Raw genomic sequence first — 20,641 nt, 5'->3', positions numbered from 1 at the left:
TCTGTCATGACCCAGTCGAATGGCCCGGTTCCTCGTCCGGGGATCCTCGATATCGCCCCCTATGTCGGCGGCGAGCACGCGGGGCACATCCGCCTCGCCTCCAACGAAGGCGCGCTCGGCCCCAGCGCCCGCGCCATGGAGGCGTACCAGCGCGTCGCGGGCGAACTGCACCGCTACCCCGACGGCGGCTCGACGGCGCTGCGCAAGGCCATCGCCAACCGCTTCGCCCTGGACGCGGAGCGCATCGTCTGCGGCGCCGGCTCCGACGAACTCATCAGCCTGCTGATCCGCGCCTACGCCGGTCCGGGCGACGAGGTGCTCTACACCGAGCACGGCTTCCTCATGTACCCGATCGGCGCCAAGTCGGTCGGCGCCACCCCGGTCAAGGCGCCGGAAACGAACCTGACCACCGACGTGGACAAGCTACTGGCCCGCGTGACGCCGCGCACTAAGCTGGTCTTCGTCGCCAACCCGAACAACCCGACCGGCAGCTACATCACCGCCGAGGAGATGGCCCGCCTGCACGCCGGCCTGCCGTCCAACGTCATCCTGGTCATCGACGCGGCCTACGCCGAGTACATGAACAGCAACGACTATTCGGCGGGTCAGGAGCTGGTGGACCGTCACCCCAACGTGGTGATGACCCGCACCTTCTCGAAGATCTTCGCGCTGGGCTCCCTGCGTCTCGGCTGGGCCTACTGCCCGGCGGCTATCGCCGACGTGCTGAACCGCGTGCGCGGCCCCTTCAACGTCTCGGCGGCGGCCCAGGCGGCCGGCGTCGCGGCCATCGAGGACAGCGAGTTCCTGGAACGCTCCCGCGCCCACAACGAGCAGTGGCGGGAGTGGTTCGCGGGTGAAGTCCACGGCCTCGGCCTGAAGACGCACCCCAGCGTGACCAACTTCATCCTGGTGGACTTCGCCGGCCAGAAGCCCGGCAAGGACGACGCCGAGGCGGCCCGCCAGTTCCTGAAGGGGCGCGGCATCCTGGTCCGCCAGATGCCCGCCTACGGCCTGCCGAGCTGCCTGCGCGTGACCATCGGCACCGAAGCCGAAATGCGCGAGGTGGTGACGGCGCTGAAGGACTTCCTGGCGGCGTAAGCGGCCAATCGATCACACGGTGTACAAGACATCGGGCCGTCCTTCGGGGCGGCCCGATGCTGTTTCGGCTCGGGTGCGCGGCAAACTTTCGCTTGGTCCCACGCGGCCTTGGTGGTTTAAAGCGGAGCGTTTCGCAAACCTCCATCCGCAGTCGGTACCCCATCATGAGCGACACCGCCACGTCCCCGGGCGCCCCCCTGTTCGACCGCGTTGCCATCGTCGGCATCGGCCTGATCGGCTCCTCCCTGGCGCGGGCGCTCAGCCATTATGGGGTGGCGAGGCACGTCGTCTGCGCCGACCGCAGCGCGGCGCACTGCGCCAAGGCGATGGAGTTGGGCATCGTCGAGCGGGCGACCACCAATCTGGGCGAGGCGCTGGACAGCGCCGACCTCGTGATCCTCGCCACGCCGGTCGGCAGCTTCGCCGAGGTGGGCGAACTTATCGGCCCGCACCTGCGTCCCGGCGCCATCGTCACCGACGTCGGCTCGGTGAAGCAGGCGGTGCTGCGCGACATCGGCCCGCACATTCCGGACGGCGTGCATCTGATCCCCGGCCACCCGGTCGCGGGCACCGAGCATTCCGGCCCCGAGGCCGGCTTCGCCACCCTGTTCGACGGGCGCTGGTGCATCCTGACCCCGCCCCCCGGCGCTCATAAGGACGCCGTGGAGAAGGTGACCGAGCTGTGGCGCCGCCTCGGCTCGACGGTCGAGATCATGGACGCGAACCATCACGACCGCGTGCTCGCCATCACCTCGCACCTGCCGCACCTGATCGCCTACACCATCGTCGGCACCGCCTCCGACCTTGAGGACGACACCAAGTCCGAGGTCATCAAGTTCTCGGCTGGCGGCTTCCGCGACTTCACCCGCATCGCGGCGAGCGACCCGGTGATGTGGCGCGACGTGTTCCTGAACAACCGAGAAGCCGTGCTGGAGATCCTCCAGCGCTTCACGGAGGATCTGACCGCCCTTCAGCGCGCCATCCGCTGGGGCGAGGGCGACCAGCTTCAGGACCACTTCACCAAGACCCGCGCCATCCGTCGCGGCATCATCGACGCCAAGCAGGCGTAAGCCGCCGCTATCGCCTCGCCGTCATGGCCCGCAGGACGGCGGCGGCGGTGGCGAGCGCCGTGTCCCAGTCGTCCGGGCGCGGCTGGCGATAGAGGCGCAAGCTGGGGTACCAGGGCGTGTCCCCCCGGTCGAGCAGCCAGCGCCAATCCGGCGCGAAGGGCAGCAGCAGCCACGCCGGCACGCCGAGCGCCCCGGCCAGATGGATGGTCGCCGTATCCACCGCGATGAGAAGGTCAAGGTTTGCCAGGATCGCCGCCGTGTCGGCGAAGTCGTGTACCCCATTGATCAGGTCGGTCACCCCGTCCGGCAAGGCGTCGCGCGCGTCGCCGACTTGCAGGCTGAAGAAGCGCACCCCCGGCACCGCCAGCAGCGGGCGTAGCCGGTCGGGCGGGATGGAGCGGTTGCGGTCGTTGCGGTGTTTCGGATTGCCGGCCCAGACGAGGCCGACGCGCAGGCCATCACCTTCTTCCATACGGGCGCGCTGGCGGGCGATGTCGCCGGGATCGGCCGACAGGTAGGAGCGGGCAGCCGGGATCGTCGCCAGATCGGTGCGGAAGGCGCGCGGCAGGCTCATCAGCGGGCAGTGGAGGTCGTGCGGCGGCGGTTCCGGTCCGCGCTCTACGACCTGCACCTCCGGCCCCAGCGTGCCGATCAGGCGGGACAGCAGCGGGTGGACCTCCAGGATCACGCGCCCGCCGGCGCGCGCCACCAGCGGGGCGTAGCGTGCGAACTGGATGGCGTCGCCGAAGCCCTGTTCGGCGTGCAGCAGGATGGTTCGGCCATCCAGTGGTTCGCCGGCCCAGGGCGGGGTGGGGAAGCGGCGCCAGCGCCATTCGAACTCGTCCCAGCCGGCGAGGAGGTCGCCCTGGACCAGCCGCCCGACGGCGCGCGCCAGATGGGCGTTGGCGTGGTTCGGCCGGCGGGCGATGGCCGCGTCGAAGCAGGCCTCGGCTTCCGCGAAACGGCGCAGGTCACGCAGCACGGTGCCAAGGTTGAGCAGTGTTTCCGGATGGCCGGGCCGCATCCTTTCGGCGCGGATCAGCCACGCCCGCGCCGCCGTGTATTGGGCCAGCGCGTGCAGCGCGGCGCCGAGATTGTCCAGCGCGTCGCTCTGCGCCGGGTCGAGCGTCAGGGCGCGGGTCAGCGCGGCGGCGGCCTCGTCGGAGCGGCGCAACGCGTGCAGTGCGCCGCCCAAATGCGCCCAGGGCTGCCCCGCCTCGGGCCGCAGGCGAACGGACCGGGTGATGAGGGGGACCGCCGCCTCATGTGTGCCGCGTTGCGCCTCCAGCACGCCGAGCAGATGCAGGGCGTCGGGCTGCGCCGGCTCTACGGCCAGGACGAGCCGGTACAGCCGCGCGGCGTCGTCAAGCCGCCCGGCCATGTGGTGGTTGACGGCGGCGTCGAGAGCGTCCAGGAGAGTCGCCATGGGTCCTGTCTACATCGGGGGCGCGGCCGTGGCGAGCCCTCAATCACCGGAGGTTTCATGGACGACCGGCTGCCGACGCATCTCTGGGTCATGGCGCACATCCGCGCCGCCGACGCCGAGGGCGTGACGATGATGGTGCTGCGCAAGGGCGATCCCAGCCGCGGCACGGTCATCCTGAAGCTGAACCGGTTGGATCGAACCTTCAGCGTGCTGGTCCAGGTGCGCGACGAGGAGCGGCTGCGCTGGTCGCGCGGCACCGGCCCCGACCCGGTGGACGAGGCCACCGCCGACGCCTACATCGCCCGCCAGACCCGCTACGACCCGGACGTGTGGGTGATCGAGGTCGAGGACCGCCAGGGGCGGCATTGGTTTGAAGGGCCGGTGCTGTAGGGACGCCCTCGACGATCTCCCCGGTCCGTCCCAAGGGCGGGCGAGGATTCAGCCTCCATGCTCACTCCGCCGGGTGCGGCACCCCATCCGGCATGCCTTGCTCCGCCTCTTCCCGCTCCGGCGCCGTCACGCGGAACCACGCGGCGTAGAGCGCCGGCAGGAAGAAGATCGTCAGCACGGTCGCACCCGTCAGGCCGCCCATGATCGCCACCGCCATGGGACCCCAGAAGGCGCTGCGCGCCAGCGGGATCATGGCGAGGATGGCCGCCGCCGCCGTCAGGGCGATGGGGCGGGCGCGGCGCACGGTGGCCTCGATGATGCCGTCCCAGCGGGAGCGGCCCAGGCGCACGTCCTGCTCGATCTGGTCCACCAGGATGACCGAATTGCGCATGATGATGCCGGCCAGCGCGATCACGCCCAGCATGGCGACGAAGCCGAAGGGCAGGTTGAACAGCAGCAGCGAGGCCGTCACGCCGATCAATCCCAGCGGTGCGGTCAGCAGGACCATGATGACGCGCGAGAAGCTCTGGAGCTGGATCATCAGCGTCGCCACCATGATCAGCAGCATCAGCGGCAGCATGGCGTTGATGGAGTCCTGGCCCTTGGCGCTTTCCTCGATGGCGCCGCCCATGGCGATGGCGTAGCCCTCCGGCAGGGTGGCGCGCAGCGCGTTCAGCTCCGCGTCCAGCTGCGTGCTGACCACCGGGGCCTGGACGCCGCCGGTCACGTCGCCCTTGACGGTCATCGTCGTCTCGCGGGCGCGGCGCCACAGGACCGGCTCCTCAAGCTCGTACTTCACCGTGGCGACCTGGGACAGCGGCACGGCTGCGCCCTTGCCGGTGGGGATGTTCAGCTGGCCGATGCGCGACAGGTCCAGCCGCTCGTCCGGCGTGGTGCGCAGGACGACGCCGATCAGCTCCGTGCCCTCGCGGTACTGCGTGATCGGCAGGCCGTTCAGCAGCAGTTGCAGGGCGTTCGAAAGGTCTTGTTTGGACACGCCCAGCGCGCGGGCCTTGGCGGTGTCCACCTCCAGACGGACGCGCTTGGACAGCTCGTCCCAATCCAGATGGACGTTTGCCATGTTGGGATGGGCGCGCATGCGGTCGCGCAGGTCGTAGGCGATCTTGCGGATCGTGTTCGGATCCTCGCCGGTCACGCGGAACTGCACCGGGTAGCCGACGGGCGGGCCGTTCTCCAGCCGGCTGATGCGCACGCGCGCCGCTGGGAAGGCGGTCTCCAGCCGCTTTTCCAGGGCGGCCATGACATGCTCGCGCTCCTCCAGCCCCTTGGTCATCACCATGAACTGGGCGAAGTTGCTGTTCTGCAACTGCTGGTCCAGCGGCAGGTAGAAGCGGGGCGAGCCGCCACCGGTGTAGGCGACCCAGTAATCGACGTTGGGATCGTCGCCCAGCAGCTTTTCCAGCTTCCGCACCTCGGCGCTGGTGGCGTCGAAGGACGACCCCTCGGCGAGGCGGATGTCCACCAGCAGCTCCGGCCGGCTGGCGCTGGGGAAGAACTGCTGCTGCACGAAGCCGAAGCCGACCAGCGAGGCGACGAAGGCCGCGACCGTGACGCCGATGGTCACCCAGCGGGCGCGCACGCAGGCCCGCACCATGGCGCGCAGGATGCGGTAGCCGCGCGTGTTGTAGATGTCGTGTTCGTGGTCGCTGTGCCCATTGTGGCCGGCCACATGCTTGGGCTTGGGCAGCAGGATGTAGCCGAGATAGGGCGTGAAGATCACCGCCACGACCCAGGACAGCAGCAGCGACAGCCCCACTACCCAGAAGATGGCGTTGGTGTATTCGCCCGCCGCCGATGCCGCGAGGCCCACCGGCACGAAGCCGGCCGCCGTCACGATGGTGCCGGTCAGCATGGGAAAGGCGGTGGAGGTGTAGGCGTAGGCGCCGGCCTTCAGCCGGTCCCAGCCCTGCTCCATCTTCACCACCATCATCTCCACGGCGATGATGGCGTCGTCCACCAGCAGGCCCAGCGCGATGATCAGCGCGCCCAGCGAGATGCGGTGCAGGTCGATGCCCAGGATCTGCATGGCAACCAGCGTCAACGCCAGCACCAGCGGCACGGCCAGCGCCACCACGATGCCGGTGCGCCAGCCCAGGCTGACGAGGCTGACCAGGATGACGATGCCCAACGCCTCCGCCAGCGACTTCATGAACTCGCCGACCGAATGCTCGACCACGTTGGGCTGGTCGGCGACCTGCGCCACCTCCAGCCCCACGGGCAGCCCGGTTTCGACCTTGGCCATCTCGGCCTTCAGCGCCTCGCCCACATGCAGGACGTTGCCGCCCTTCGCCATGACGACGCCGAGGCCGACGGCCTCGCGGCCGTTGTGGCGCATGGTGTAGCGGCGCGGTTCCACATAGCCGCGCTTCACCTCGGCCACGTCGCCGATGGTCAGCATCCGGCCGCCGCTTTCCACCGGAATGGCGCGAACCTCTTCCGCTGTGTCGATGCCGAGATCGACGCGCACGAACACCTTCTGCGACCCGGTGTCCACGTCGCCCGCCGCCGCGACGGCGTTCTCGCGCTGGAGCGCCTGAATCACCGCTTCCACCGGCAGGCCGAAGCTGGCGAGGCGCTGGCTGGAGATCTCGACGTAGATCCGCTCGTCCTGCTGGCCGATCAGATCGACCTTCTCCACGTCCTTGATGCGCAGCAGCCGAGCGCGCACGTCCTCGGCCACCTTCTTCAGCTGGGCTGGGGTGAAATCCTCGCCCATGAAGGCGTAGATGGCGGAATAGACGTCGCCGAACTCGTCGTTGAAGGACGGGCCGATCACGCCTTCGGGAAGGGTGTGGCGGATGTCGCCGACCTTCTTGCGGGTCTGGTACCAGAGGTCGGCCACCTTGCGCGGCGGCGTGCTGTCCTTCAGCTGAAGGAAGATCACCGACTCACCGGGCTTGGAGTAGCTGCGGGCGAAGTCGTAGTAGGGGACCTCCTCCAGCTTTTTCTCGATGCGGTCGGTGACGAACTGCTCCACCTCGCGCGCGGTGGCGCCGGGCCATTCCGTGCGGATCGTCATCACCTTGAAGGTGAAGGACGGATCCTCCGCCCGGCCCAGGTTCTTGTAGGCGAGCGCGCCAGCCAGGACGCTGGCGAGAATGAAGAAGAGGACGAGCGTGCGGTGCGACAGCGCCCAGGCCGACAGGTTTCCGCGGTTGGGGCGGCTCATCGCGCCGGCTCCGTCCAGACGCGGACCTTCTGGGCGGGATCGAGCTTGTGCACCCCGGCGGTGACGACGCGCTCACCCTCCTTCAGCCCGTCGGTGACGATGGCGAGGTCGCCGGCGTAGGCCACCACGGCGACGGGGCGCAGCTCCAGCCGGTCTTCGGTGACGACCCAGACGGCGGTGCCCTGGTCCTTCTGCGTGACGGCGCTGAGCGGCAGGCGGGCGACCATGCCGCCGCGCTCCTGCCGGGCGATCAGGGTCGCGGTCATGCCCAGCTGCACGGTTGCCGGCGGGTCCTTCAGCGTGACGCGCGCCTGATAGGTGCGGGTGGCCGGGTCGGCGCTGGGCGAGATTTCCCGAAGCGAGGCGGGGATGTGCAGGCCGGGCTGCGCCCACAGCTCCACGGCAAGCTGGCGCTGCGGCAGGCCGGCGACCTGCTGTTCGGGGATGTTGGCGACCGCCTCCACGTCGTCCAGCTTGGCGACGCGCAGCGCCGTCTGCCCCTGCGCGACCACCTGGCCGGGCTCCACCAGAACGGCGGTGACCACGCCGGGGGCGTCGGCCATCAGGGTCGTGTATTGGGCCGAGTTGTTCAGGACGCGCAGTTGCGCCTCGATCTCCCGGACCTTGGCCTCGGCCTTGTCCAGCGTGGTCTTGCGGCGGTCGTATTCCTGGCGGGTCGTCCACTCGCCCTGTTTCAGCTTGGCGTAGCGGTCGAAGTCGGAACGGGCGTTGGCGGCGTCGGCCTTGGCGGAGGCCAACTGCGCCTGCGTGGCGCGGACCTGAAGCTGGATGTCCGCCGGGTCGAGCTTCGCCAGCGCCATGCCCGGTTCCACCCGCGCCCCGACCTCCACGAATCGGGCGACCACCTTGCCTCCGACGCGGAAACCGACGTCGGCCTCCACGCGCGGGCGGATCACGGCGGGGTAGCGGACGGTGTCGTCGGCTGGCTCCAGCGCCACGGTGGCGACGCGCACGGGGCGCGGCTCCGGCGCCGAGGCGGTGTTGCCCTCCTTACAGCCGGACAGCGACAGCGCGCCCAGCAGCAGCGCCAGCACCAGGATCCCCGATCCCCACCGCCGATCCATAACCCTTCTCCCGACTGGACTGGACTGTATCGTACTGATAAACTCCTAGGCCGAAGCTCGCCCTCCGTCAAGAGTGAACGATACAGTTTAGTCCAGATGACCTCAGCGCCGATTGCCGCACCTCCCGATCCCAAAACGGAAAAGATCCTTGACGCCTCGCGGGAGGTGTTCTTGGAACTGGGGTACGCCGCGACCTCCATGGACCTCGTGGCGCAACGGGCGCGCGTGTCGAAGACGACGCTCTACACCCGCTTTCCGAGCAAGGAGGAACTGTTCGGCGCGACCATACGCGCTGAATGCGACCGGCGCGGCATGCGCTTTGCGCCCGACTCGCTCGACGACGTGCCGTTGGACGAAGCGCTGTACCGCATGGCCCGCCGCTTCGTGGACCTCGTCTGGTCGCCGGAGGCGGTCAAAATTCACCAGACCGTGAGCGGCGAGGCCAAGCGCTTTCCCGAGGTGGCTCAGCTGTATTTCCAGGCCGGGCCGGAGCACACCATTGCCATGTTCGTCGCCTATTTCGAGCGTGCCGCCCAGCGCGGTATCGCGCGGGTCGAGGATCCGGCCTTTGTGGCGATGCAGTTCATCGGCGCCCTGCGCGGCGGCTGCTACTGCGCGTTGGAACTCGGCCTGTGCGAGATGCCGCCGGAGGAAGAGCGCGACGCCTTCGTGCGCAAGGCGGTGGACCTGTTCGTGCGGGGAATCAGGGCGTCCTGAGCCGCCGCCCCAGGAACAGCAGCGGTCCGCGCTGGGTCGCCTCGGTGAAGCCGGCGCGCTGGTAGAAGGTCACGTTGCGGGCGAAGACCCCGGTGACCAGATGGACGCCGGGCACCCCGTCCGCCCGGCAATCCTCGGCGTAGGCGTCCACCAGCATCCGCCCGATCCCGCGATCCCGGAAACCCGGCCGGACGTTGACGTGCAGATGGGCGGGGAAGTCCGCGAAGCGGTCGGCGAAAACCTCGTACTTCGGAATGACGCGGGCAAGTTCCTCTGCGCACGCGCTGTCCTTGCAGCCGGTCAGATAGCCGAGGATCGCGCCGTCCGTATCTTCTTTCTTTTTTTCCAGGGCGAACCAGACGTCGGCTGGCGCCCGCTCCACGTACCAGCCCGTCCAGGTCTTGAAGAAGCCCGCCCGCTCCTCGGCCGAGGCGAAGCTGGTGCGCGTGGTGGAGAGGAAGAAGATCTCCTCCAGCGCGGCCAGCGCCGCCGCCCGGTCGGGCATGTCCGGCAGGCGGATGAGCATCGTGCCTACCGGCGCTGCGCCACGATGATGGAGGCGTTGCGCGGCGCCAGCATGGTGTAGCGGCCCTTCGCCTTCATCACGCCGGCGCCCTCCTCGGCCTCGCTGCCGTGGCCCCAGAACAGGTCGCCGCGCACGGGCCCCTTGATCGCGCCGCCGGTGTCCTGGGCGACGACGAGGCGCTTGATCGCGCCGCCGGGCACCGGTGCGCCCGTCAATTCCAGCCACAGCGGCGCGCCCAGCGGAATGTGCTCCGCATCCACGGCGAGGCTGCGCCCGGCGGTCAACAGCGTGTTGCGCGCGCCGCGCGCCCCGACGTCCGGGCGATGCTGGAAGAAGACGTAGGAGGGGTTCAGGTTCATCACCCGCTTGGCCTGTTCCGGATGCTCCTTCAGCCAGCGCCGGATCAACTGCAACGACACCTGATCCGGCGTGGCGATGCCCTGGTCGATCAGGTAACGGCCGATGGGATAATAGCTGTGCCCGTTCTGCCCGCCGTAGCCGAGGCCCACCACCGATCCATCCGTCATCCTGACCCGGCCGGAGCCCTGGATTTCCAGGAAGAAGGCGTCGATGGGATCGTCCACCCACATGATCTCCAAGCCCTTGCCCTTCAGCGCGCCGTCGGTGATGCGGGCGCGGGTCGGGATGCCCTTCTTGGTCCGCTTCGGCATGCGGTAGATCGGCACGTTGTAGCGGTCGGTGCGGGTCCAACTGCCGCGCAGTTCGATCTCATAATAACCCGTGAACAGCCCTTCCTGCCCCTCGGACAGGGACACGGGCGTGAAGTGTTCCTCGAAGAAGCGGCGCGCCGTCTCGGAATCATTGGCCGGCAGGTTGCGCGCGGCGGCGCAGATCGGCCGCCATTCCGCCGTGGTGCCGGCGGCCGGATGCGGTCCCAGCGCCTTGCCCTGCGGCTGCGCGTCGACCCAGCGGCAGGTGCGCTGCACGGCCGGCAGGGCCTGCGCGTGGTCGTCGTCCACCCAGCCCGGAAGTCTGCGGAAGTCTTCGGCGACCTGCTCAAGTCCCGGCCTTGCCCGCATGGCCTGCGAACCATCGGTCCGGGCGGTGGTCGGTGCGTTGCCCGCGCAAGCGGCCAAAAGCCCGAGCGCAAGGAGAGAAGATGCGCGCATCGAGACGCGCGCCATGACACCGCCGACCGCAGCCGCCATCGCGTACCCCGTACCGAGTTCGATAAGTTCGCCGGAAAAGAAGGAAGGGCCGTCTCGCCACGACCGTTGCGGCAAAGGCAAGTGCCACTACCTCTTTTTTGCCTTAATACTGAATCGCGGTCAACGACTGTTCTTTGCGGCAGCGATTCACCGGGGTTCTTGTCACAGCCGCTGCGGCGGAGGATGACAAGAGGCCCGGAAACGGGTTATCGACCGGTGAGCGCTTCAACCGCCTGTTTGCTTTCTATCAAGGACCGACCATGACCCCCGCCGCCCGCCTCCAGGCGGTCATCGACCTGCTGACCGAGATCGACGAAACCCCGCGCCCCGCCGACGCGGTGATGAGCGCCTATTTCCGCGCCCGCCGCTACATCGGGTCGAAGGACCGCAACGCGGTGGCGCAAACGGCCTACGCGATCCTGCGCCGGCACGCCCGCCTGTCCTGGTGGCTGGAACGGGAAGGCCACCCGCCGACCCCGCGCGCCCGCGTCCTCGCCAACGAAATCCTGGGGGAGGGCAAGCCCGCCGCCTCCGTGAAGGCCCTCTTCGACGGCTCTAAGTTCGGCCCGGCCGCCCTGGAGCCGGACGAGGCGAAGCTCGCCAACGCGCTGGACGGCCACACGCTCGAACACCCGCAGATGCCGGAGACCGTGCGCGTCGAATGCCCGCCCTGGGCGGAGGAGCCGATGCGCGTAGCACTCGGCGACCGCTTCGCGGTGGAGATGAAGACGCTGCTCGACCCCGCGCCGCTCGACCTGCGCATCAACCCGGTCAAGGCCGACCGCGACAGCGCGCGCAAGGCGCTGGAGCGCGCCCGCATCACGGCGGAGCCGACGCGCTGGTCGCCGCTGGGCCTGCGCGTGCACGGCCGCCCGCCGCTGTCCACCGTGGACGCCTTCAAGAACGGCCTTGTGGAAATCCAGGACGAGGGCTCGCAGCTCGTGGCACTCGCCGTGGCGCCGAAGCCGGGGCAGCAGGTGGTGGATTTCTGCGCCGGGGCCGGCGGCAAGACGCTGGCCATCGCCGCGCTGATGAAGAACAAGGGCCGCGTGGTCGCCTGCGACGTGCTGGCCGGGCGCCTGAAGCGTGCCGCCGAGCGGTTCCGCCGCGCCGGCCTCCACAACATCGAGGCGCACCCGCTGTCCAGCGAGCGCGACCCCTGGGTGAAGCGCCACAAGCGCAAGTTCGACCGCGTTCTGGTGGACGCGCCGTGCAGCGGCACCGGCACCTGGCGCCGCAACCCCGACAGCCGCTGGCGCCACCTCGGCCCCGGCCTTGAGGAGTTGGTGCCGCTCCAGGCGAGCATCCTCGACAGCGCCGCGCGTCTGGTGAAGCCCGGCGGGCGCCTGATCTACGCGACCTGCTCCATGCTGCCGGACGAGAACGAGCAGCAGGTCGCCGCCTTCCTGGAAACCCACCCGGACTTCACCGTGAAGCCGGTCGCCGAGGTGTGGGCCGAGGAGGACGCCGGCACCCCGCCGGCCGAAGGCCCCTACCTGCGCCTGACCCCGGCCCGCCACGACACCGACGGCTTCTTCGCCGCGGTGCTGGAGCGCAAGGCCGAGGAACCGGCCCCCGAGAAACCGGCTGCCGAGGAAGCGAAGGCGGAGGAGCCGGAAGCCTCGTAAGCCGCTCGCTGGACATGCCCGCCTCCCGTGCCCAGATAACAGGCAATGAAGAACGGGAGCGGGCCATGATCGAGACGGCGGTGATTCGGGATGCGCGTCCTTCCGACGCCACGGACATTGCCAAGGTCCATGTCGCCAGTTGGCGTTCCACCTATCCGGGGCTGGTCCCGGCCGCCTATCTCGTCAACCTGTCGGAGGCGGCGGCGGCCATGCGCTGGCACAACGCGGTGCAGGCGCGCGGGCCGGGCCGGGGCGCCCTGGTGGCCGTGGACGGGGACGACCGCGTGCAGGGCTTCGCCACCTTCGGCGCCCGGCGCGTTCCGGTCGATGGCTTCGACGGCGAATTCTACGCCATCTATCTGAACGACGAGGCGAAGGGGCAGGGGACTGGCCGGCGCCTGATGGCGATCATGGCCGAACGGTTCCTGGAGGCCGGAATCCGCTCCGCCGCCGTGTGGTGCCTGCGCGACAACCCGTCCCGCTGGTTCTACGAACGGCTGGGCGGCATCCGCATCGCCGAACGCCCGATCCGCTTCGCGGGCGCCGAATTGATCGAGATTGCCTATGGCTGGCGCGACCTCGCGCCGCTTGCACGCTTGTCCACAGGGCCTGAAATGCGGTAGCTAGGGGCTTGATCCCCCGCATCAGGTTGCTTCCATGTCCGCCGAGCGCGTTCTCATCCTCGATTTCGGGTCGCAGGTGACCCAGCTCATCGCCCGTCGCGTCCGCGAGGCCGGCGTGTACTGCGAGATCCACCCGTTCAGCATGACGGAGGACCGGATCCGCGACTACGGGCCCAAGGCCGTCATCCTGTCGGGCAGCCCGGCCTCGGTCACCGAGGAGAACGGCCCCCGCGCGCCGGAGGTGGTCTTCACGCTCGGCGTGCCGGTCCTGGGCATCTGCTACGGCCAGCAGACCATGTGCCACCAGCTGGGCGGCGCGGTTTCCGGCTCCGACCACCGTGAATTCGGCCGCGCCTTCATCGAGGTGAAGAAGACCTGCGCCCTGTTCGACGGGCTGTGGGCCGTCGGCGCGCGCGAGCAGGTGTGGATGAGCCACGGCGACCGCGTCACCGCGCTGCCGGACGGCTTCCACGCGGTTGCGGTCAGCGAGGGCGCGCCGTTCGCGGCCATCGCCGATGACGCCCGCCAGTTCTACGGCGTGCAGTTCCACCCGGAGGTCGTGCACACCCCGCACGGCGCGCAGCTGCTGGCGAACTTCGTCCACCGCGTCGCCGGCCTGAAGGGCGACTGGACCATGGCCGCCTTCAAGCAGCAGGCCATCGACAAGATCCGCGCCCAGGTCGGCAAGGGCAAGGTGATCTGCGGCCTGTCGGGCGGCGTGGACTCCTCGGTCGCCGCCGTGCTGCTCCACGAGGCCATCGGCGACCAGCTGACCTGCATCTTCGTGGACACCGGCCTGATGCGCGCCGGCGAGGCGGACGAGGTCGTGACCTTGTTCCGCGACCACTACAACATCCCGCTGGTCCACCGCGAGGCGGCCGACCTGTTCCTGGGCAAGCTGGCCGGCGTCACCGATCCGGAGCAGAAGCGCAAGATCATCGGCGGCCTGTTCATCGACGTGTTCGACGAGGAGAGCGCCAAGGTCGGCGGGGCGGAGTTCCTGGCCCAGGGCACGCTGTACCCCGACGTGATCGAGAGCGTCTCCTTCACCGGCGGCCCCTCGGTCACCATCAAGTCGCACCACAACGTCGGCGGCCTGCCGGAGCGCATGAAGCTCAAGCTGGTCGAGCCGCTGCGCGAGCTGTTCAAGGACGAGGTCCGCGCGCTCGGCCGTGAGCTGGGCCTGCCGGATGCCTTCATCCGCCGTCATCCGTTCCCTGGCCCCGGCCTCGCCATCCGCGTTCCGGGCGAGATCACGCCGGAGAAGCTGGACATCCTGCGCAAGGCCGACACGGTCTATCTGGAGGAAATCCGCAACGCCGGCCTCTACGACGCGATCTGGCAGGCCTTCGCCGTGCTGCTGCCGGTCCGCACCGTGGGCGTGATGGGGGATGGCCGCACCTACGACCATGTGCTGGCCCTGCGCGCGGTGACCTCGACCGACGGCATGACCGCCGATTGGTACCCGTTCCCGCACGACTTCCTGGCCCGCGTGTCGAACCGCATTGTCAACGAGGTTCGCGGCGTCAACCGCGTCGTCTACGACATCACCTCCAAGCCGCCCGGCACCATCGAGTGGGAGTAAGGCTCTGCTGAGCCGACGCCATCCGGCACAAAAAACGCCGCGCTCCACCCCGGAGCGCGGCGTTTTCTTTTTCTGAGCCGGATGGCCTATGCGATCAGGCGGGAGGCGGGCAGCAGGACCGTCACCGTCGTGCCCTGTCCCGGCGTGCTGTCCAACTCCACGCTGCCATCGTGCAGTTCGGCGAACCGGCGGACCATGGGCAGGCCGAGGCCGATCCCCTCGTGCTGGCGCACCAGCGAACGTTCGGCCTGGGTGAAGGGGTTGAAGATGCGGCTGGCGATCTCCGGCGGAATGCCGGGGCCATCGTCGCGGACCAGGATGGCGACGGTGTCGGCGCGCAATTCGATCCGGGCGGAGACGTGGCCGCCGGGGTGGCTGAACTTCACCGCGTTGTCGAGCACGTTCAGCAGGATTTCGCGCAAGCGGCGGTGGTCGGCGCGCACGCTGGCCTGCGGGCCGGGCTCGACCGCGATGGTCAGGCCCTTGGGCTGCGCCTTGGGCGCCAGCAGGTTGATGCAGGTGTTCAGCAGCAGCGGCAGATTGACGTCCGATTCCAGCAGCTCTATGGCGCCGGTGGAGCCCCGCGTGTAGTCGAGGATCTTGTTGACCATGGTGAGCAGCGCCTTGCCACTCTCCTCAATCAGCTTGACGTATTCCATGTAGTCGGGGTGGCCGAGCTTGCCGAGCGATTCGCCCTCCAGCACCTCGGCGAAGCCGATGATGGAGTTCAGCGGCGTGCGCAACTCGTGGCTCATCACCGACAGGAAGTCCAGCTTGGCGCGGTCGGCTTGCCGTACGGCGGCCAGCGCTTCGCTGAGTTCGGCGGTGCGCTCCGACACGCGGCGTTCCAGGTCGCGGTTTTCCTCGGCTGCGCGGCGGTAGAGCATGCGGATTTCCAGCATGTTCCGCACGCGGTGCAGCAGCTCCCACGCGATGAAGGGCTTGGTCAGGAAATCGTTGGCACCCAGCTCCAGCGATTTGCGCCGCGTCTCCTGGTCGGTGTGGGCGGTCAGGACCAGCATGGGCACGTAATCGCCGGCGTGGATCGCCTTCAGCCGCTCCATCAGCTCGAATCCGCTCATGTGCGGCATGCGGATGTCGATCAGCAGCAGGTCGTAGCGTTCCGCCTCGCACAGGGCAGGCACGTTGCGCGGGTCGGTCTCGCCGCGCACGCGGGTGAAGCCGTCGTGGCTCAGGATTTCGCGCAGCAGATCGACGTTCGCGACGTTGTCGTCGACGATCAGGACGGCGGCGTCCTTCACCTCCCGGGCGAGGCTCTGGTCGATGTCGCTGCGTGTCATGAGAGCGCCGTCTTCGTCCTCACGCGGATTTCCCAAAACGTCCGATGGGTTATTTTTCGGACAGGGCTTTCCTGAAGGTCGCCAGAAGCGCTTCGAAATGCAACGGATTTGTCAGCCAGTCGCGGAAGCCAGCGGCCTTGCCGCGCTCTGCTGCCCCCGGCGAACCGTCGTCGGACAGCGCCACGACCGGGATGCCGCGCGTCTGCTCCAGCGTGCGCAGGCACGCCATCGCGGTGAACCCGTCCACCCCCGGCAGGGCGATGTCGAGAAGGATGATGTCCGGCCGCCGCGTGACGGCCAGTTCCAGTGCCCGTTCGGCCGTGTCGGCCTTGATCAGCGTGGTCTGGGGCAGGGCGGTCAGCAGCGCGTCCAACGCGGCGCGGCCGGCCGGTTCGGCGCTGACCTGGAGCAGCGTGAAGGGGCGCAGGTCGGGGATGCCGGCGGGCTGCACCGGCTCGGCGACGGCCGGCAGGTCAACCCAGAAGGAGGAGCCGACGTCCGGCGTGCTGGTGAAGCCGATGGTTCCGTCCATGGCCTCCACCAGACGGCGGGTCAGGGCGAGGCCAAGGCCGGTGCCCTCCACCCCCGTCGCCTCGGCGCCCAGCCGGTTGAAGGGCTGGAACAGCTCCGACTGGCGCTCGGCCGGGATGCCGTGGCCGGTGTCGTGCACGGCGAATCGCAGGATGTCCGGTTGCGGCCGGCTGACCACCAGAGTGACGCTGCCGCCGGGGCGGTTGTACTTCACGGCGTTGGAGCCAAGGTTCGTCAGCACCTGCATCAGCCGCGTCCGGTCGGCGCGCACGCGCGGACGCGTGCTGTTCGGCAGTTCCGTCCGCAGGGCGACACGGCGCGCCGCCGCCATTGTGTCGAGCGTCCCGCAGACCTCCGCCACCATGTCGGCGGCGTCCAGTTCGACCGGGGTAACCGGGATCTGCCCGGCCTCGATCTTCGCCAGTTCCAGAATGTCGTCGATCAGGCTCAGCAGATGGTGGCCGCCCTTCAGCACGCTGGCGACGTAGCCCTTCCGGCGCTCGTCCAACGGGCTGTCCGTCTGCATCTCCAGAAGCTGCCCGAAGCCGAGGATGGCGTTCAGCGGCGTGCGCAACTCGTGGCTCATGGAGGCCAGGAATTCCGACTTGGCGCGGTTGGCGCGGTTGGCCTCGGCCATCAGGGCGCGGGCGCGCTCCTCGCTGCGGACCAGGGCAAGCTCGGCCTTTTTGCGCTCGGTCACGTCCAGCACGACCTCGTCCCACACCACCTCGCCGGCCGCCGTGCGGACCGGGCGGGACACGGCGTGCAGCCAGCGCATGCCGTCGTCGATGCGGAACTCCACGTCCAGCCGGCTGAGGTCGCGGGCCGAAACGTCGAGCGCCGCCTGGAAGAGGTCGCGGTCGTCCGGGTGGACGAGGTCGAGCAGGCGGCCGGGATCGGCCAGGATCTCCTCCGGCCGGCAGCCGAACAAGGCCTCCGCGCCGGAGCTGACATAGTCGAAGCGCCAGCGGCCCAACCGGTCGCGCACACGGCGCAGGAAGACGCCGTTCAGGTTCTCGGCGACCGCGCCCAGCAGCCGTTCGCGGGTCGCCAGCGCGCGTTCGGCCGCCAAGCTGCGGCGGGCGTCGCGGAGGACCACGCTGAAGCGCACGCCGCCAGCCTCGACATGCTTGGACACGGCACCTTCCAGCGGGATTTCGGTGCCGTCGCGGTGCAGGCCGACCAGATCGCGCGGCTCGCCCATGATGCGGGAGCCGCTCTGCGCGGACTGGGCGTAGCCTTCCACATGGCGGCGGTGCCCTTCGCGGAAACGGGTCGGGATCAGCAGGTCGATGGGACGGCCCAGCACCTCGCTTTCGCGATAGCCGAACAGCTGCTCGGCGCCCTTGTTGAACAGGGTGATGCGATGCTCGCGGTTCATGGTGACGACGGCCGCGAAGGGCGTGTCGAACACGGCGTGCAGCGGTGGGGTCGCGGCGCGCGGACGCTGGGCCAGCTCGTGTCGCGCTGTCACGTCCACGCCGACGGCCAGGATCTGCTGCACCCGTTCGTCCAGCTCGGAGAAGACGGGCGTCAGCTCGATCTCCCACCAGCCGGTGCCGCGCGGGAAGGACAGTCGCTCTTCCACCACCAGCGGGCGGCGGGTCTCCACGCAGGCGAACAGGCGCTGTTCCAGCCGCAGGGCGTCGTCGGAGGTCAGGATCTCCGCCAGCATCGAGCCGACCGTGTGGCGCGGGTCGAGCCCGGTCAGCTCCTCGCACCGCCGGTTCAAGGAGCGGAAAAGGAACCCCGACCCGTCCGGCGCCACATCGAACACCAGGACCGCCGCGACACGGCTTTGCAGAAGGGCCGCCGCGTAGGGGTGGAGGATGAGGTCGGGGCTGGCGTCGGGCATGGCGTCACACCCTTCCTGACCCGCTGGAAACGGGGCGAATGCGCCCTTGGCCGAGCGCGGAGTGGTCCGGCCACCCTAACTTTCTTGTTTCCTGCGTCATGCCGGCGGCCATTTTCTGTCTTCTGCCGGTTGTTTATTGTCTTGGACATTACCGGGCTATGGGGCGCCTGCCAAGCGATTTGTTACGACAATGGACAATCTCGACGCGATTCCTTTGACGCCGGATTGTCCAACGGTTTCAAAGCCCCTCTCAAGACCCCATGGCTCTGACGAAAGGCGTAGCAGGCGTTGGTGGTAAGTCACCCCCCCGGCGACGTAGGATCGCCCTCTAATTAATCGTTCACGAACGATGGGATGGCTTGTGTGGAGTCGGCGGTGCGTGAGTGGATCGGCCGATGATCGGCGCCGAGGACGGACGTGACCAGCGCGCGTCGCGTTCGGAACGACTGCTGCTGGCGGAGAAGACAGCCCTCGAAATGGCCGTGGGCGGTGCTTTGCTGAGTGATGTGCTCGACCTTCTGGCCCGCACGGGCGCGGAGCAGCTGGACGCTCGGGCCGCCATCTTCGTGGTGGACGAAGCGGAGGGCTGCCTGCGCCTCGGTGCGGCGGCGGGACTACCCGACGTCTATCGGCACGTCACCGAACGGTTCGAAATCGGCCCACACTCGCCGTCCTGCGGCTTGGCCGCCCACACCGGTCAGCGCGTGATCGTCGGCGACGTGACCAAGGACGCGCTGTGGACGCCCTATCTCGCCCTGGCGAAGGAGCTTGGGATCGGCGCCTGCTGGTCCACGCCGATCCGGTCTTTCGCCGGCACGGTGCTGGGCGTCTTCACCGTGTATCACCGCCAGCCTTGCGAGCCGGAGCCGCGCGATCTTGAGGCGATCGACCTGCTCGCCCATACCGTCGCCATCCTGATCGAGCGCGATCGGACCGAACGGGAGCGGCGGGAGAGCGAGGCGCTTCTCTCCTCCGTTCTCGACCATCTTCCGGTCGGCGTCGCGGTGTACGGAACGGACGGCCTCGTCCGGCGGACCAACGACATCATGCGCCGCTACACCTCCAATGTTCTTCCATCGGCCGATGACCGGGCGGTGCCGCGCTGGCGGGCCACCGGACCGGACGGGCTGCCCGTCGAGCGCCACAATTTTGCCGGCGCCCGCGCCTTGCGGGGGGAGACGGTCGTGCCGGGCATCGACTTCCAGTACCGGCAGGACGACGGAACGGACGTCTGGACCCGCGTGTCGGCCGCGCCGTTACGGGACGAAGCCGGCCGGATCACCGGCGCCGTCGCGGTCGTCACCGACATCGATACCGAAAAGCGGGCCGAGCAGGAGCTGCAAGTGGCGCTGGCCGAGGCCCGCCAGAACGAGCTGGTGGCGCGCGAGATGAGCCACCGCATCATGAACAGCTTCCAGCTGCTGCACGGCGTCCTGTCGATGCAGACTCAGGGGATCTCCGATCCGGAAGCCCGGCGCGTGGTCGAGCAGGCGTTCGGGCGCGTGCAGGCCATGGCCGTCGTGCACCGCCGTCTGTTCGAGGCGACACGCCACGATCTCGCCACACTCGACGTGGCCGGTTATCTGCGGGGGGTGGCCGAGGGCATCGCCGCGGCCTTCATCGACGGCACGCGCTGCACCCTGATGGTCGAGGTGCCCGACAGCATCCTGATGGAGACCGGCCGGGCCTCATCGCTGGGGCTGATCGCCACCGAACTGACCCTCAACGCGCTCAAACACGCCTTCGGTGATGGCGGTGAGGGACGGCTGACCATTCGCTTCGACCGGGTGGAGCAGGGCTGCCGGCTGACCATTACGGACAACGGCCCCGGCCTGCCGAAGGATCTGGACCTCGCGGCGTCGTCCGGCATGGGGATGAAGCTGGTGCGGGGCCTCGTGGGGCAGCTCGACGGGACCATGACGGTCGAGGACGCCAATCCCGGCAGCCGTTTCGTCATCACCTTTCCGGCGTGATCACGCTTTCTTTTCCCAGCCGCCCCGGTCGTTCTGCTGCCAGTAGGTGAGGCTGTGGCCGGCGGCCTTGCAGGCCTTCCAGCGGTCGCGGGCGGCGAACACCGCCTCCTCGTCGTTGCCGTCGAACAGGTCGCAGACAAGGTCGTAGGAGGCGAGGCTGTCGCTGACCACCCCGTCCACCTGAACCAGAACAGTGGCGCTGTTGGGGTTTTCGTCGTTGGCCGTCAGCCAGACCGGCTGCTGGTCGGCGAATCCGTCGCGGGCGCTGCCGTGCGGCAGGAAGGAGGCCGGGTCGTAGGTCCACAGATGCTGGTTCAGCGCGTCCACGCGCTCCGGCGACCCGGCCAGCACGACGGCCCGCCAGTTGCGCTCCAGCACCTTCTCCAGAATCTTCGGCAACGCCTGTTCGAGCGTGCGCCGCTGGAGATGATAGAATCGGACCTCGGTCATGATCGCCTTGTACGGGCCCCCGCC

At 69.0% G+C, this 20,641-nt stretch carries 16 protein-coding genes; 8 read left to right on the top strand and 8 right to left on the bottom strand.

Annotation, left to right across the window (positions count from 1 at the left end; translation table 11 throughout):
* Window positions 1-6 precede the first annotated feature (6 nt).
* Window positions 7-1,098, top strand: coding sequence for a histidinol-phosphate transaminase (hisC, locus tag J2852_RS17295; protein WP_209877742.1), 1,092 nt, complete (start codon window positions 7-9; stop codon window positions 1,096-1,098).
* Window positions 1,099-1,262: 164 nt separating this feature from the next.
* Window positions 1,263-2,168 (top strand): prephenate/arogenate dehydrogenase family protein, encoded by a 906-nt coding sequence (locus J2852_RS17290; RefSeq protein ID WP_209877739.1) that lies wholly within the window; start codon window positions 1,263-1,265, stop codon window positions 2,166-2,168.
* Window positions 2,169-2,175: 7 nt separating this feature from the next.
* Here the strand turns inward: J2852_RS17290 and J2852_RS17285 are convergent, their stop codons facing one another.
* On the bottom strand, window positions 2,176-3,594 hold the full coding sequence (locus J2852_RS17285; RefSeq protein WP_209877737.1) for a tetratricopeptide repeat protein: 1,419 nt from the start codon (window positions 3,592-3,594) through the stop codon (window positions 2,176-2,178).
* A gap of 57 nt (window positions 3,595-3,651) precedes the next feature.
* Here J2852_RS17285 and J2852_RS17280 point away from each other — a divergent pair, with 57 nt between their 5' ends.
* A complete protein-coding gene (locus tag J2852_RS17280; RefSeq protein ID WP_209877735.1) occupies window positions 3,652-3,984 on the top strand; it encodes a DUF1491 family protein in 333 nt (110 codons plus the stop codon).
* A 61-nt stretch (window positions 3,985-4,045) separates the two neighbouring features.
* Here the strand turns inward: J2852_RS17280 and J2852_RS17275 are convergent, their stop codons facing one another.
* Together J2852_RS17275 and J2852_RS17270 are read right to left on the bottom strand one after the other, a co-directional pair.
* Window positions 4,046-7,174, bottom strand: coding sequence for an efflux RND transporter permease subunit (locus J2852_RS17275; protein WP_209877733.1), 3,129 nt, complete (start codon window positions 7,172-7,174; stop codon window positions 4,046-4,048).
* A complete protein-coding gene (locus tag J2852_RS17270; protein WP_209877731.1) occupies window positions 7,171-8,259 on the bottom strand; it encodes an efflux RND transporter periplasmic adaptor subunit in 1,089 nt (362 codons plus the stop codon). Before J2852_RS17270 ends, J2852_RS17275 begins: the two co-directional genes overlap by 4 nt.
* 96 nt (window positions 8,260-8,355) lie before the next feature.
* Here J2852_RS17270 and J2852_RS17265 point away from each other — a divergent pair, with 96 nt between their 5' ends.
* Window positions 8,356-8,976, top strand: coding sequence for a TetR/AcrR family transcriptional regulator (locus tag J2852_RS17265; RefSeq protein ID WP_209877729.1), 621 nt, complete (start codon window positions 8,356-8,358; stop codon window positions 8,974-8,976).
* On the opposite strand, the gene J2852_RS17260 is transcribed toward J2852_RS17265, so the two are convergent.
* Together J2852_RS17260 and mltA are read right to left on the bottom strand one after the other, a co-directional pair.
* Window positions 8,963-9,502, bottom strand: coding sequence for a GNAT family N-acetyltransferase (locus J2852_RS17260; protein ID WP_209877727.1), 540 nt, complete (start codon window positions 9,500-9,502; stop codon window positions 8,963-8,965). The two genes, J2852_RS17265 and J2852_RS17260, sit on opposite strands and share 14 nt — an antisense overlap.
* 5 nt (window positions 9,503-9,507) lie before the next feature.
* Window positions 9,508-10,671 carry a murein transglycosylase A gene (gene mltA, locus J2852_RS17255; RefSeq protein ID WP_209877725.1) on the bottom strand — a complete coding sequence of 388 codons (1,164 nt, stop codon included), beginning with the start codon at window positions 10,669-10,671 and terminating at the stop codon, window positions 9,508-9,510.
* A gap of 260 nt (window positions 10,672-10,931) precedes the next feature.
* Here mltA and J2852_RS17250 point away from each other — a divergent pair, with 260 nt between their 5' ends.
* From J2852_RS17250 to guaA, 3 genes are all read left to right on the top strand, one after another.
* Window positions 10,932-12,299 (top strand): RsmB/NOP family class I SAM-dependent RNA methyltransferase, encoded by a 1,368-nt coding sequence (locus tag J2852_RS17250; protein WP_209877723.1) that lies wholly within the window; start codon window positions 10,932-10,934, stop codon window positions 12,297-12,299.
* Between the two features lie 65 nt (window positions 12,300-12,364).
* On the top strand, window positions 12,365-12,922 hold the full coding sequence (locus tag J2852_RS17245; protein WP_209877721.1) for a GNAT family N-acetyltransferase: 558 nt from the start codon (window positions 12,365-12,367) through the stop codon (window positions 12,920-12,922).
* Window positions 12,923-12,956: 34 nt separating this feature from the next.
* Window positions 12,957-14,507, top strand: coding sequence for a glutamine-hydrolyzing GMP synthase (guaA, locus tag J2852_RS17240; protein ID WP_209877719.1), 1,551 nt, complete (start codon window positions 12,957-12,959; stop codon window positions 14,505-14,507).
* Window positions 14,508-14,593: 86 nt separating this feature from the next.
* Here the strand turns inward: guaA and J2852_RS17235 are convergent, their stop codons facing one another.
* Both J2852_RS17235 and J2852_RS17230 read right to left on the bottom strand, forming a co-directional pair.
* A complete protein-coding gene (locus J2852_RS17235) occupies window positions 14,594-15,808 on the bottom strand; it encodes an ATP-binding response regulator (RefSeq protein ID WP_209877712.1) in 1,215 nt (404 codons plus the stop codon).
* Window positions 15,809-15,857: 49 nt separating this feature from the next.
* Window positions 15,858-18,194: a PAS domain-containing hybrid sensor histidine kinase/response regulator gene (locus J2852_RS17230; RefSeq protein ID WP_209877710.1), complete on the bottom strand. Its 2,337-nt coding sequence runs from the start codon at window positions 18,192-18,194 to the stop codon at window positions 15,858-15,860.
* A gap of 395 nt (window positions 18,195-18,589) precedes the next feature.
* Here J2852_RS17230 and J2852_RS17225 point away from each other — a divergent pair, with 395 nt between their 5' ends.
* On the top strand, window positions 18,590-20,167 hold the full coding sequence (locus J2852_RS17225; protein ID WP_209877708.1) for a sensor histidine kinase: 1,578 nt from the start codon (window positions 18,590-18,592) through the stop codon (window positions 20,165-20,167).
* Here J2852_RS17225 and J2852_RS17220 read toward each other — a convergent pair whose 3' ends face one another.
* Complete coding sequence (locus J2852_RS17220) at window positions 20,168-20,617, bottom strand: DNA polymerase III subunit chi (protein WP_209877706.1); 450 nt, start codon at window positions 20,615-20,617, stop codon at window positions 20,168-20,170.
* Between the last annotated feature and the right edge of the window lie 24 nt (window positions 20,618-20,641).

It is taken from the genome of Azospirillum soli, assembly GCF_017876165.1.
Classification (GTDB): domain Bacteria; phylum Pseudomonadota; class Alphaproteobacteria; order Azospirillales; family Azospirillaceae; genus Azospirillum; species Azospirillum soli.
The sequence above is the reverse complement of the archived record's forward strand: the minus strand, read 5'-3'. Positions and strand labels throughout refer to the sequence as shown.

What these genes read in the sequence shown, in the direction of transcription:
- mltA (WP_209877725.1), bottom strand. Translation starts at nt 10,671, where the DNA reads ATGGCGGCTGCGGTCGGCGGTGTCATGGCGCGCGTCTCGATGCGCGCA.
- J2852_RS17270 (WP_209877731.1), bottom strand. Translation starts at nt 8,259, where the DNA reads ATGGATCGGCGGTGGGGATCGGGGATCCTGGTGCTGGCGCTGCTGCTG.
- J2852_RS17230 (WP_209877710.1), bottom strand. Translation starts at nt 18,194, where the DNA reads ATGCCCGACGCCAGCCCCGACCTCATCCTCCACCCCTACGCGGCGGCC.
- J2852_RS17245 (WP_209877721.1), top strand. Translation starts at nt 12,365, where the DNA reads ATGATCGAGACGGCGGTGATTCGGGATGCGCGTCCTTCCGACGCCACG.
- J2852_RS17220 (WP_209877706.1), bottom strand. Translation starts at nt 20,617, where the DNA reads ATGACCGAGGTCCGATTCTATCATCTCCAGCGGCGCACGCTCGAACAG.
- J2852_RS17265 (WP_209877729.1), top strand. Translation starts at nt 8,356, where the DNA reads ATGACCTCAGCGCCGATTGCCGCACCTCCCGATCCCAAAACGGAAAAG.
- J2852_RS17285 (WP_209877737.1), bottom strand. Translation starts at nt 3,594, where the DNA reads ATGGCGACTCTCCTGGACGCTCTCGACGCCGCCGTCAACCACCACATG.
- J2852_RS17280 (WP_209877735.1), top strand. Translation starts at nt 3,652, where the DNA reads ATGGACGACCGGCTGCCGACGCATCTCTGGGTCATGGCGCACATCCGC.
- hisC (WP_209877742.1), top strand. Translation starts at nt 7, where the DNA reads ATGACCCAGTCGAATGGCCCGGTTCCTCGTCCGGGGATCCTCGATATC.
- J2852_RS17275 (WP_209877733.1), bottom strand. Translation starts at nt 7,174, where the DNA reads ATGAGCCGCCCCAACCGCGGAAACCTGTCGGCCTGGGCGCTGTCGCAC.
- J2852_RS17235 (WP_209877712.1), bottom strand. Translation starts at nt 15,808, where the DNA reads ATGACACGCAGCGACATCGACCAGAGCCTCGCCCGGGAGGTGAAGGAC.
- J2852_RS17250 (WP_209877723.1), top strand. Translation starts at nt 10,932, where the DNA reads ATGACCCCCGCCGCCCGCCTCCAGGCGGTCATCGACCTGCTGACCGAG.
- J2852_RS17290 (WP_209877739.1), top strand. Translation starts at nt 1,263, where the DNA reads ATGAGCGACACCGCCACGTCCCCGGGCGCCCCCCTGTTCGACCGCGTT.
- J2852_RS17260 (WP_209877727.1), bottom strand. Translation starts at nt 9,502, where the DNA reads ATGCTCATCCGCCTGCCGGACATGCCCGACCGGGCGGCGGCGCTGGCC.
- guaA (WP_209877719.1), top strand. Translation starts at nt 12,957, where the DNA reads ATGTCCGCCGAGCGCGTTCTCATCCTCGATTTCGGGTCGCAGGTGACC.
- J2852_RS17225 (WP_209877708.1), top strand. Translation starts at nt 18,590, where the DNA reads ATGATCGGCGCCGAGGACGGACGTGACCAGCGCGCGTCGCGTTCGGAA.